The organism is Sphingobacteruim zhuxiongii, assembly GCF_009557615.1.
GTDB classification, from domain to species: domain Bacteria; phylum Bacteroidota; class Bacteroidia; order Sphingobacteriales; family Sphingobacteriaceae; genus Sphingobacterium; species Sphingobacterium zhuxiongii.
In genome coordinates, this window is the sequence record NZ_CP045652.1 from 1,939,169 (window position 1) to 1,951,205 (window position 12,037).

General features: G+C 40.8%; 9 protein-coding genes. All 9 read left to right on the forward strand.

The window, feature by feature from the left end:
• Positions 1-36: 36 nt before the first annotated feature.
• A complete protein-coding gene (gene gwsG, locus GFH32_RS08355) occupies positions 37-1,002 on the forward strand; it encodes a grasp-with-spasm system ATP-grasp peptide maturase (protein WP_153511074.1) in 966 nt (321 codons plus the stop codon).
• Positions 992-1,174, forward strand: a complete 183-nt coding sequence (locus tag GFH32_RS08360; protein WP_153511076.1) for a hypothetical protein — start codon at positions 992-994, stop codon at positions 1,172-1,174. Before gwsG ends, GFH32_RS08360 begins: the two co-directional genes overlap by 11 nt.
• Position 1,175: 1 nt before the next feature.
• Positions 1,176-2,276 (forward strand): grasp-with-spasm system SPASM domain peptide maturase, encoded by a 1,101-nt coding sequence (gene gwsS / locus GFH32_RS08365; RefSeq protein WP_153511078.1) that lies wholly within the window; start codon positions 1,176-1,178, stop codon positions 2,274-2,276.
• Positions 2,269-4,470, forward strand: a complete 2,202-nt coding sequence (locus tag GFH32_RS08370; RefSeq protein ID WP_153511080.1) for a peptidase domain-containing ABC transporter — start codon at positions 2,269-2,271, stop codon at positions 4,468-4,470. Before gwsS ends, GFH32_RS08370 begins: the two co-directional genes overlap by 8 nt.
• A complete protein-coding gene (locus GFH32_RS08375; RefSeq protein WP_153511082.1) occupies positions 4,460-5,770 on the forward strand; it encodes an HlyD family secretion protein in 1,311 nt (436 codons plus the stop codon). Before GFH32_RS08370 ends, GFH32_RS08375 begins: the two co-directional genes overlap by 11 nt.
• A gap of 3 nt (positions 5,771-5,773) precedes the next feature.
• Complete coding sequence (locus GFH32_RS08380; RefSeq protein WP_153511084.1) at positions 5,774-7,111, forward strand: TolC family protein; 1,338 nt, start codon at positions 5,774-5,776, stop codon at positions 7,109-7,111.
• 124 nt (positions 7,112-7,235) lie between these two features.
• Complete coding sequence (locus tag GFH32_RS08385) at positions 7,236-7,748, forward strand: RNA polymerase sigma factor (protein WP_153511086.1); 513 nt, start codon at positions 7,236-7,238, stop codon at positions 7,746-7,748.
• Positions 7,749-7,811: 63 nt separating this feature from the next.
• Positions 7,812-8,834 (forward strand): FecR family protein, encoded by a 1,023-nt coding sequence (locus tag GFH32_RS08390; RefSeq protein WP_153511088.1) that lies wholly within the window; start codon positions 7,812-7,814, stop codon positions 8,832-8,834.
• Between the two features lie 57 nt (positions 8,835-8,891).
• Complete coding sequence (locus GFH32_RS08395) at positions 8,892-12,035, forward strand: SusC/RagA family TonB-linked outer membrane protein (RefSeq protein ID WP_153511090.1); 3,144 nt, start codon at positions 8,892-8,894, stop codon at positions 12,033-12,035.
• Positions 12,036-12,037: the final 2 nt, after the last annotated feature.

Below are 12,037 nucleotides of genomic sequence, written 5' to 3' on the forward strand. Positions count from 1 at the left end.
GTTGGATGACTTTAGGGAAGGCCCTATATAATTGGAATGATGAGTAAAGTATTAATCTTAAGTCAAGCTAGTTTTGAGACCTCTACAGACTATCTCTGTAAGTGGTTGGCATATTATGCCATTCCATACCTTCGAATGAATGGAGAGGATTTGTTTACAGTAAACAGCCTGAGTGAATTACCGCAGAACGAAGATTTTAGTTTAGTATGGTATAGACGCCGTATACATCGCTTTCCCAACGTAAATTACAGCTTTCGGGAAGAGCATTTTGAAAATAAAAAGGCCTTAAGTGATTTCCTAAATGCGGAGTTCAAAGCTCTCTTTTTCTACATCACGGAGAAAATAGATTTGAATAAATGGGTCAATAATCCCTTTGTATTTAATCGCATTAATAAGCTGCATGTATTACAGCTAGCGAAAGAAAACGGTATTCAAATCCCCGAAACGGAGGTGATGACTTCTAAATCTGCGCTAGAAGGCTTTTTGAACAAGTACCCTAAACTGATTATTAAACCCCTGAGTGAGGTAATCTTTCTTGAAGATACAGCAGAATCGCACTTTAATATGCTCTCCAAAATTGTAGAGGAGAAAACCTTGAAATATGTACCGGATCGTTTTTTTCCGTCGCTCGTTCAGCAGGCCATTGAGAAGAAGATGGAAATCCGTGTCTTTTACCTCTATGGAAAATGCTATTCCATGGCGATCTATTCGCAAAACAATAAGAATACGAAGACGGATTTTCGTAATTACGATAATAAGCGTCCAAATCGCACAGTTCCATTCCAATTGCCAAGTCATATGGAGCATAAATTAAAGAACCTGATGGAATGCTTAGGATTTAATACCGGATCTATCGATTTAATATTAACTCCCGAAGGCGAATACGTATTCTTAGAAGTAAACCCAGAAGGTCAATTTGGTATGGTATCGCATCCATGTAATTATTACCTCGAACGCGAGATGGCTTTAGCCTTTAAAACGAAGATTTCCCATGAAGCATAGATTCGTCAAAAGAAAATTGAAGAAGATGGAAGGGCTACCCTTATCCATCTATTTCCTAGAAAGCGATACCATGGATATCGATAAAACTCCATTAAAGCTCGAAGAAGCAAAAGGTATTAATTCCAAAGGCTATCGCGTGATTGGTTATTATAAACCTGTGTCTAAACTATAACATGGAATACTTACACCTTTTCGCCAATTGTAAGCTGGTCAAAGGAGCCAGTATGTCGCTAATCTGTGATCTGCAGCTTCGTAAATACTATCATATTCCAAATGATATGGCTGAAGTATTGGAATATCTGGCTGATCATTCCATCGATGAAACCTATGAAGCCTTTGGAATTGACAACAAAAGCATTATCCAAAGCTATATTAAGTTTGTCATCAAGCAGGATATGGGCTTTTTGGACGATAAAATATGGAAAGAGATGACGCCCTTATCTTTAACATGGGATGCGTTCACAGAGATCACGAATGTTATTTTCGAGATCAAAGTCGGAATGGATTTTCAGGTACCTTTTGTGCAGGACTTACTCGCTCTCCATCTGCAAGCCGTGGAGATTCGAAGCTATGAGATCATCCCACTGGAACAGTTAAAGGAGTTATTGGCGATGTTTAAATATAGCACTGTGCTTTCGATCAAGCTTATTTTGCATGATAACCCCGCTGTTTCGGAAAAAGAATGGCAACACATCATGGAAGATGACTTTCGTATAAACACCATTCTACTGCACAGTGCGAAGGAGAATAGACAAGTCAAACTGATGAGAGATACCGCGACGATTATCTACAGTCAAAGTAAATTGGATTCATGTCTGCAATGTGGAGTTATTCAACCTTCTTACTTCAGTACAAGCATTGAGCTGTTTTCAGAAAGCCAGCTTCATAATACCTGTTTAAATCGTAAGCTCGCCATAGATCAAGAAGGGCATATCAAGAATTGCCCGTCCATGAAGGCGAACTACGGTCATTTCCATTCGACATCTTTAGCAAGCATTCTGAGTAATGCTGAATTCCGCAAAGACTGGTTTATCAACAAAGATCAAATAGCTGTCTGCCAAGATTGCGAATTTAGACATATCTGTACAGACTGTCGGGCATTTACAGAGCGGACACATATCGATTCTTCCGGTAGAGATACCTCCAAACCGTTGAAATGTGGTTATGATCCCTATAGTAATCAGTGGGAAGATTGGACCAAGAATCCACTCAAGGAAGAGGCAATCTCATATTACCAAATGGAGGATGTTATAAAGCAAGCATCCCATGGCTAAGTTTCCATTCTATAAGCAACCCGACGCCAAGGACTGTGGGCCAACCTGCTTGCGCATTATCAGCAAGCATTATGGAAAGTCTATCTCTTTGCAGATGCTTCGCGATTTGTCGGAAACGACACGTGAGGGCTCCAGTTTAATGGGTCTCAGTCGTGCCGCAGAAGCCATCGGGTTCAAAACTTTAGCCGTAAAAATTGACCTTAATACGCTTTTTGAAGATGTACCAATGCCTTGTGTTGTGTTCTGGAGAAAGCAGCATTTCGTTGTCGTCTATAAAGTCGAAAAAAGTGGTAATAACTTTAAGATTTATATTTCTGACCCCAGCTATGGACTCATTACTTATAATAAAGAAGAATTCTTAGAAGCATGGATTGGCAAAGGCGCAAACGAAGAAACGGAAGAAGGGATTGTATTGGTTTTAGAGACGACAACGCGCTTTGATGAAGTTGAAGAAAATACCGATAAGAAATTCTCTATTTATAAATACTTAAAACATTACTTAGGAAAGTACCGGAAGTTTATTGTTCAATTGTCTATTGGACTTATTGGCGGCAGTCTCTTAGCCTTAGTTTTTCCATTCCTAACGCAGAGTATTGTAGACATTGGGATTCAGAACCAAGACTTGAGCTTTATTTACTTGGTACTATTTGCACAGATAATGCTCTATTTAGGGCAAATGAGCATTGAAGTTATTCGCTCTTGGATATTGTTGCACCTGTCTTCACGTATCAATATCTCCATCGTATCCGACTTCTTTATCAAGCTGATGCGCTTACCAATCAAATTCTTTGATACCCGCGTAACGGCTGATATCATGCAGCGGATTAACGATCATTCTAGGATAGAGCAACTCTTGACCAACAGTTCTTTGCAGACTTTATTCTCTCTAATCAACTTTGTCATCTTTGGAATAGTCTTGCTAATCTATAACTACAAGCTATTTCTTGTTTTCCTATCCGGTGCTATAGCCTATGTGCTATGGATTACGTTCTTTCTAAAAAAACGCCGTGAACTGGATTACAAGCAGTTTTCGCAAGTCTCTGAAGAACAAGGGCAGGTGATGGAGCTCATCAACGGCATGCAGGAGATCAAGATGAACAATGCCGAGAACTACAAGCGTTGGCAATGGGAGGGCATACAGATTAAGGTGTTTCGCATTAAAATCAAAGCCCTAAAGCTCGAGCAGGTGCAAACGATTGGCGGTAATATCATTAGTCAGCTCAAAGATATTTTAATCAGCTTTATTGCCGCTAGTCTCGTGGTTGAAGGAAAACTTACACTCGGGATGATGCTGTCTGTACAGTATATTATCGGGCAGTTAAATACGCCATTGATTCAACTGGTTAATTTCATTCGTCAATTGCAGGATGCAAAAATTGCATTGGAGCGTCTGAATGAAATCCATGAAAAGGATGATGAGGAAACCTTAGATGGAACGCGCATCACCGATATTCCAGCAGCTGATATACAACTTCACAATGTTTCTTTCCGCTATACAGGTACAGAAACAGCTGTCTTTGAAAACTTAAATCTAACAATCCCTTATGAGAAGACAACGGCCATTGTAGGTGCCAGTGGAAGTGGAAAGACGACTTTAATGAAGATTTTGGCGAAGTTCTACGATGCTGATCAGGGAACTGTGAAGATTGGACCCAGTGACTTGAAGAATATCTCTGTACACGCTTGGCGCGCCAACTGCGGAATTGTTATGCAAGATGGCTATATATTTAATGAGAGCATCGCTCACAATATTGCCTTGGGCGATGATAGCATCGATAAAACCAAGTTAGGGCAAGCCGTTGAAGTCGCTAATATTAAAGAGTTTATTGAAAGCTTACCCTTGAGCTATAATACAAAGATCGGATACGAAGGATTAGGGCTGAGTGGCGGTCAAACGCAAAGAATGCTGATCGCTCGAGCAGTTTATAAAGAGCCAAAATTCGTATTCTTTGACGAAGCCACCAGTGCCTTGGACGCTAATACCGAAAAGATTATCACTGACAATCTAAATCTATTTCTGAAAGGTAAAACAGCCGTCATTATTGCTCATCGGCTTTCGACGGTAAAGAATGCTGATAAGATTGTGGTCTTAGACCGTGGTCGCATTGTCGAGGAGGGGAGTCATGCCGAACTTGTAGAAAAGAAAGGCGAATACTATCGTTTAGTCAAAAATCAGTTAGAACTTGGAAACTAATAAAAATACATTAGATCAGATTCATCTTCGTTCAGAACAGGTGAATGATGTGTTGGAGAATCCACCGCATTGGCTGATTCGTTGGGGAAGCACGGTAATCTGTCTGCTGATTGTTTTATTCTTTACGCTGGCCTGTATCATCAAGTATCCAGAGTTTATTCAAGGTGCTATTGTCATTAGCTCGAAGAATCCGCCGGAAAAGATTGAAGCGGCAGTAAATTCTAAAATCGAGAAGATATTTATTGCCGATCAGCAAGAAGTGAAGCAGGGCGAGCCTATTCTAGTCTTGCAATCCAATGCTAATTATGCTGATGTGCTTAAGCTGAAGGATATGCTGGATAGCATCCAACCGAGTAGCTTAGCCTCCTTTCCGATTACATCGACGTCGATGCTTCGCTTAGGCGAAGTGCAGGAAGATTATACGGCCTTTGCCAAAGCAGTACAAAACGAGCTCTTGTTTGCAAAATTGAGACCATACGATACTGAAGGCCTCACAGCTGGAAAGAACATTAATGACTACGAGAACAGAATTGCCAATATGAAACAGCAATACGCGATCGAGGAAGCAAAAATGGGATTAACAGAAAAGAACTATCAACGTTCAGAGCAGCTGCAACAGCAAGGCGTTATTTCAACCTTGGAACTGGAGAACGAAAAAATAAGACTCCTAGAACAACGCAAAAACTTTAAGAATACCCAATTATCGCTGTCGCAACTTGAAGAAAGTATATTGAACTTTAAGAAGATTCAAGCTGGCGTTCAAATTAATAAATCGAAGGATCAATCGAACTATGCAACCGGTAGCATTCTCATGTTGGAAAAACTACGGAAGTCTATTGTCCAATGGGAACGCAATTACCTAATCCGTGCTTCTATTGATGGGAAAGTAAGCTATCTACAGTTTTTAGGAGCTAATCAGTTTGTTAAAGCCGGAACAACCTTACTTAGTATTTTACCAACAAATAGAGCAGTTATCGTCGGGCAGATGCATATTGCCGCTCAGAACCAAGGAAAGATCCAAAAAGATCAGCGTGTTTTGATTAAGCTGGACAACTATAAGTACCAAGAATTTGGGATAGTCACAGGACGTATACAGTCGATCTCCTTGACACCAGATAAGGACGCGAAGTATTATGTTGAAGTAGCCCTTCCAAATGGCTTAGAAACGTCCTACCACAAGAAACTAAACTTCAATCAGGAGCTGACCGGAAATGCGGATATCGTGACTGAGGAATTTACCCTTGCACAGCGTATTCTCGATCAATTGCGAAGTATTTTAAAGTATCAAAACAACGGATAGACTATGGTGCGGTTTATTGTCATGCTATATTTCTTTATATGCGCTTTGCTTGAATCCTTTCCGAGCTTTGCACAAGAGCAGTGGAGTCTGCAGCAATGTATGGATTATGCTGTTGAGCGCAATGGAAGCGTGGCGCTCTCCCGACTGGATGTCGATAGCAAAGCTATCGATATTCAAATGGCCAAGAGTGAACGTCTGCCTAATTTGAATGGATTCAGCAATATCTCCAGTAATTTTGGTCAATCTCAAGATATCTTTGGTAATAATGCGCGGAATGATAATTTCAGCAGTACCCTAGGGGTCGGTAGTTCCTTATCGCTACTGAACTTTGGCCGTATAAAAAACAATATTAGCAAGTCAGAATCCTTAGCGAAAGCATCCAAAGAGGACCTGGAACTGTTAAAAAGAAATACCCGAATTCAGGTGGCGCAGAGCTTTCTACAGGTGTTATTGCAGCAAGAGATCGCTCGTCTTGTGGATTCCTCAGCGATGTTTTCCGCACTGCAGATGCAGAAAATTCAGAAATCAACCGATTTGGGCGTAAGCCCTATGTCTGTTCTGTATGAAGCGAAAGCCAATCATAGTCGCGATGTTCAAAAGCAGGCTAGCGCATTGCAGGAAATAGAAAAAGCTATGCTCGCTTTGCGGCATGCGATGAATTTAGAAGACGATAGACAAATAGCAATTGACACCAGCTTGTACTTGCTTAAACAGTTATCTCTAAGTCCTCAAGAAGAAAGCCAGCTAAGCAGTCATCTATGGGATGAGCATCCTTTAATACGGAAATATCAGTTCTTAAATGACGCTATGCTTGCGGATGCTAAGTCAATTCGTGCGAATCTGTATCCAAGTGTCGATTTATCTGTGAATGTTGGAAGTTTCTATTTTAATAACTTGACGACAGGCATGGGGAAACTACCATTTGTCAATCAACTTCAGAACAACTTCTCTCAACAAGTCACTCTCGCTCTGAATATTCCGATCTACAATAGAAATGCGGTGAAGCATAATCTGCAGAAGAACAGCAATCAGATTTTGCAAAACGCAGAGCAATTGGCACTCAACCAACAGCAGTTTAAACAGGAAATGCAGAGCTATCTGTTAAATTATCGGAATTTTGAGAAGCAATTAAACTTGAGCAATGAAGCCCTAGCAAATACGCGCTTAGCTTTTGCGATTAGTCAGAAGAGCTTTGATGCCGGTAAAATTAGTATTTACGACCTCAATAGCTCGCGCGCCAATCTATTAAACGCGGAAAGCGAGATGATACAAGTACGGTACAATCTTGTGTTCTCCAAACTATTGCTGATGATGATGGCCAAGGGGGATCTTACACACTAATCAGTTTGATGCAATAGATACTGTAAATATCCCTTCGTGATTACATAAGCGAAAATCATTAGATTTTTTCTTAAATTGCAATCTAGCTAATACACCTAAATAACCTAGAAGCAAGAAATTTCAGATGAGCGGGCTTAATGAACATGATTTTGAGGAAATTTTTGACCAATATTTCGATTTAATCTACGCTGGGTTTTTCCGACGCTGTAAGTCTCATGAAACCAGCCAAGACCTTACACAAATTACTTTTATTAAACTTTGGACGTATCGAGAGACCGTTGATCCAGAAATTCCTATACGTATCCAATTGTTGCGTAAAGCAAAACTTGTATTCATCGATTGGCTCAGACAGGAGGCCTATGTCCGCGAGCGTAAAAAGGAACTTAAAATTGAAGAATTAACCCAACTCAATGAACTCAATTTTGAACTTCGAGACCAATTAGAGAAGGCTTTAGAGCAACTCCCAGAAGTTGGTAAGCGCGTATTTAAACTGGCGTATATCGATGGCTACAAAACCAAGGATATCGCTGCTGAGCTTAATATCTCTGTGCGTACAGTGGAGAATCATTTGTATAGATCAGTAAAAAAGCTGCGTAAAATTCTTTGCCTAATCATCATCTATCAACATATTCAATAATTTTTTTCATGGCAGTGAGTAGTTTTAGTGGTTCAAACGAACTTACTTAAAAACAACCGAACCTTGAACCGACCTGACCTAGATAAATTCTTAAATAATCAGTGCTCTTTTGAAGAGGCTAAGGCTATAGTAGATGATATTTTAGCCAATCGAATTTCTATCGATGAGATTGACCTGTTCGACCAAGTCTCAGAAGCAGATCTAGAAGCAGTAGACTATGCTTTCAAGCGCAGACTACAAGGGGAGTATTTCCCAAGACGCAAGTATGCCTTGCTATATCGAACTTGTCGCATTGCTGCCGCCGCAGTACTGTTGATGTGCTTTACAGTCCCGCAAATCGAACAGGAGCAGCCTCAGTATTCATTAGCCGCAAAAACAACCCTATTTAATACGCATGCTTTTCCTGTCCAGGCGATCTTACCGGACTCATCGAGTATCGTCTTAAGAGCCAATGCACAGATTTCTTATGCGACAAATTTTATAAAGAACCGACAGATCAAACAGACGCAGGGTTCGGTGAGCTATACGGTCACGAAAGACCCGCAACACCCATTTCAAGTGGTGTTCAATGAAGTGTCGACAACTGCAATAGGAACAGTCTTTAGCATAGAGCAGCCTACAAATTATCGAGCTAAAATCTCTCTACATGAAGGGAAAGTCTTAGTTCGCGATATTGCGGGAAAACGAACCGGCGATATCTACTTGAATCCGGGACAATCACTCATTATTGATGCTGAATTTGCCACTCGGTTCCTGTCTAGTAATAAGAAAAGTAAGCTGCCAAATTGGAATATGAAATCCACATCTGTTAAGCTGAGCAGTTCACCGAACTTACAATGGACCAACGATCATGTGGGCTTCCAGAAAGTCGGTGCTCGGGAAGTGTTTAATATTATTGAGCAGCTATTTGATATCAAAATAATCGTTAACGAAGATGATATTATGTCCAATAGTTTCACTGGAAGTATTTATCGCAAAGACAACTTGGCGACCTTGCTGAAAAATATTGCCGTCTTGATGGATATCACTTATGCGATCGAGAATGATGTAATTATCATATCCAAAGGAAAGGAGGACCGACTTTAACAAAACCTCATATTAGAATCAACCTATACCTAATCTATAACCGTTAATAGCTATTTTATGAAAAAAACACTTCATTTTCTAATGATTGTTGTTTTCGCCAGTTTCCTATTGAATGCCTATTCACAAGGAACGATAACAACAAAAGGTAGGATCGTCACCTTGGATGGTGAGCCGATCGCTGGATCTACCATCGAGATTACGAATGTAAAAACTGGAACCAAGCAAAAGGTTGTTGCCGATGATGCTGGTGTTTTTACAGTTGGCAACTTATCCAGCTCCGCGAGCTACAGTATTCGTGTCATACACCTGGGCTACCAAGAAGAGGTAGTCAACGACTTTGTCGTTGCAGAGAACAATAATAATTCATTGTTAATTCGTTTGAAGCCAAATCAATCGGATTTAGATGAGGTTGTTGTCATTGGCTACGGCACAGCGAAGAAGAAAGATCTCACCGGTGCCATTAGCAGCATAAAAGCTGAAAGTCTCTCGGCACAAGCACCTCGAAATGTTCAGGATTTATTGCGTTCAAATGCTGCTGGTTTACAAGTAGGAATTGGTACTGATGCTAAAGCCGAATCATCCGTAGGAATACGTGGCGATGGATCCCTAACCGCTAGCAATAATCCGCTCATTGTTCTTGATAATGTCATCTATGATGGAGCGATGTCTGACATCAATCCAAATGATATTGCGACAATCGATGTGCTAAAAGATGCAAGTTCGGCAGCCGTATACGGATCCCGATCAGCTAATGGGGTCATTGTGATTACCACCAAGCGCGGGAAGGTAGGCAAGCCGCTTATTAACGTTGTCGCTAGCAATGGATTTGCTTCTTCTGCAAATCAGCCAAAGATTCTAGACCCTGCTGGATTCCTAAGTTTCCGTAAAGACTATAACGAAGGGCGTGTCATGGAAGAATACTTACAAAAATATCCAGAGATGTTTGTTGATCCCACTAAACTAGGACAGGTTGATCAACTCAGCTGGTACAACTATGATCAAGCGACGCCAGTAACGGCGGTTACGGCGGATCAACTGACCACGAAATGGCTCTCTCGTCTGAACTTCAGCACGCCAGAGATTGAAAATTACTTCGCCGGAAACATCACCAAATGGGATGATCTAGTATTCCAAAGGGCATTTCAACAAGACTACAATGTCAGCGTATCGAATTCCTCAGAATATGTTTCGCAGTATATCTCTGCTGGATATACCGACCGCGAAGGCATTATCGTTGGCGATCGTTATAAGAACTTACGTGCACGCGTCAATGTGGAATCAAAAGTCACCTCGTATTTAACAACGGGTGTAAATGTGCAGTTTGCATCCCGCGATGAGGGTTATTTAAAAGCTAACTGGAGTCAAATGACGATGATTTCTCCGTATGGCGCAAACCATATGGACGATTTAACCAGTAAATACAGAAGACGTCCGACCGGTCTAGATCCGATCAATCCGTTTTATGATAATGCTTATACCAATCGCGAGCAGCTTAATCAGAACTTAAATGCAATCGTTTATGCGAAGATTAAATTACCTTTTGGGATTGAGTACAATGTAAATTTCAACCCATACCTCAACTGGTATAACTACTATAATCACTATTCTTCGCAAGGGGAAAACTGGTCAGCCTTAGGTGGCTCTGCCGATCGGAATCTTTCGAAAACCTACAACTGGCAAGTAGACAACATCTTGAGATGGAATAAAGTCATTCAGGATGACCATAAAGTAGAAGTAACCTTATTGGCGAATGCCGAAAAAGGACAATATTGGTCGACTTCCACCTATGCTTACGGCTTTACGCCGAATGATAATCTTGGATACCACTTTATGAATGCTGGTGCTACCGCAACGGTAAAGAGCAATGATACCTACAAAACCGCTGATGCGCTTATGGGGCGTATATTCTATTCGTATAAAGATAAATACTTGTTAACGAGTTCTGTACGTCGTGATGGTTATTCTGCTTTTGGAAAAAAGAATCCACGTTCCTTATTTGCTGCTGTTGCGCTAGGGTGGGTATTCTCGGAGGAGCAATTCTTTGATAATACGGGATTGTTCAATTACGGAAAGCTACGCTTCTCTTGGGGGGAGAATGGAAATCGAGAGATCGGACAATATGCGGCACTTTCGCAAATGCAGTCAAGCTTACTTCCTTACTTAAATGCGGCGGGTAACTTCTTTACCACATCGCAAATTTACGTAACAACTATGGCCAACTATAACCTGAAATGGGAGCGTACCGGTACCTATAATCTCGGATTAGACTTTGGACTCTTCAATAACCGATTGACGGGAGCATTAGAAGGCTATGTTGCCACTACGAACGATTTATTGATGGAGCGATCCTTGCCGAATATTACAGGATTTAGTGATGTGATGTCCAATTTAGGAAGATTAAGTAATCGTGGGGTCGAATTGACATTAAATGCAACACCATATAAAACCGAAGACCTTGCATGGCAGATTTCTGGAAATTTCTCCTTCAATCGTAGAAAGATTAAATCCTTATACGGCGATATGATTTCTATTGTCGATGAAAAAGGTAATGTGATCGAGACTAGAGAAGCAGATGATGAAAGTAATCAATGGTTTATTGGTCAAGATCCAGACCGCATCTGGGCGTATCAGCGTGATGGCGTTTGGCAATATGATGAAGCAGACCTAGCGAAGCCTTATGGTTTGCAGCCTGGTGATTTCAAGTATTTAGACCAAAATGGGGATGGGGTGATGAACAACAAGGATAAGGTATTCCAAGGCTATAAGACGCCGCGCTTTAGATGGTCGCTACGTAATGAAGTATCCTATAAGAATTTCGACTTCTCTTTTGTATTATATTCCTATCTAAAGTATTATGGTGCATTTCAACGCGCAGCAAATACTTATTCCTTTCCAGATCGTACGTCAGACTATGACTTCCCACGATGGACAAAGGACAACCCAATAGATGATTATGCGCGTATCGGTTCTAAAAATATTGGCACCAATTGGGTCAATAAATCATTCGTACGCTTAGAGAATGTGACGCTATCGTATAACGTTCCTAAATCTGTATTGAATAAGTTAGAAATTCAAAACTTAAGACTTAACCTGACGATGCAGAATCTAGGGGTATTAGCAAATGACTGGTCATTCTGGGATCCTGAAAGTGAGACAGTAACCCCTCGGACGATCAACTTTGGAATCAACCTGACCCTATAACT

Excerpts from the sequence above, each read along its gene's own strand:
- gwsG (WP_153511074.1), top strand. The coding sequence starts at position 37 with ATGATGAGTAAAGTATTAATCTTAAGTCAAGCTAGTTTTGAGACCTCT.
- GFH32_RS08360 (WP_153511076.1), top strand. The coding sequence starts at position 992 with ATGAAGCATAGATTCGTCAAAAGAAAATTGAAGAAGATGGAAGGGCTA.
- gwsS (WP_153511078.1), top strand. The coding sequence starts at position 1,176 with ATGGAATACTTACACCTTTTCGCCAATTGTAAGCTGGTCAAAGGAGCC.
- GFH32_RS08370 (WP_153511080.1), top strand. The coding sequence starts at position 2,269 with ATGGCTAAGTTTCCATTCTATAAGCAACCCGACGCCAAGGACTGTGGG.
- GFH32_RS08380 (WP_153511084.1), top strand. The coding sequence starts at position 5,774 with ATGGTGCGGTTTATTGTCATGCTATATTTCTTTATATGCGCTTTGCTT.
- GFH32_RS08385 (WP_153511086.1), top strand. The coding sequence starts at position 7,236 with ATGAGCGGGCTTAATGAACATGATTTTGAGGAAATTTTTGACCAATAT.
- GFH32_RS08395 (WP_153511090.1), top strand. The coding sequence starts at position 8,892 with ATGAAAAAAACACTTCATTTTCTAATGATTGTTGTTTTCGCCAGTTTC.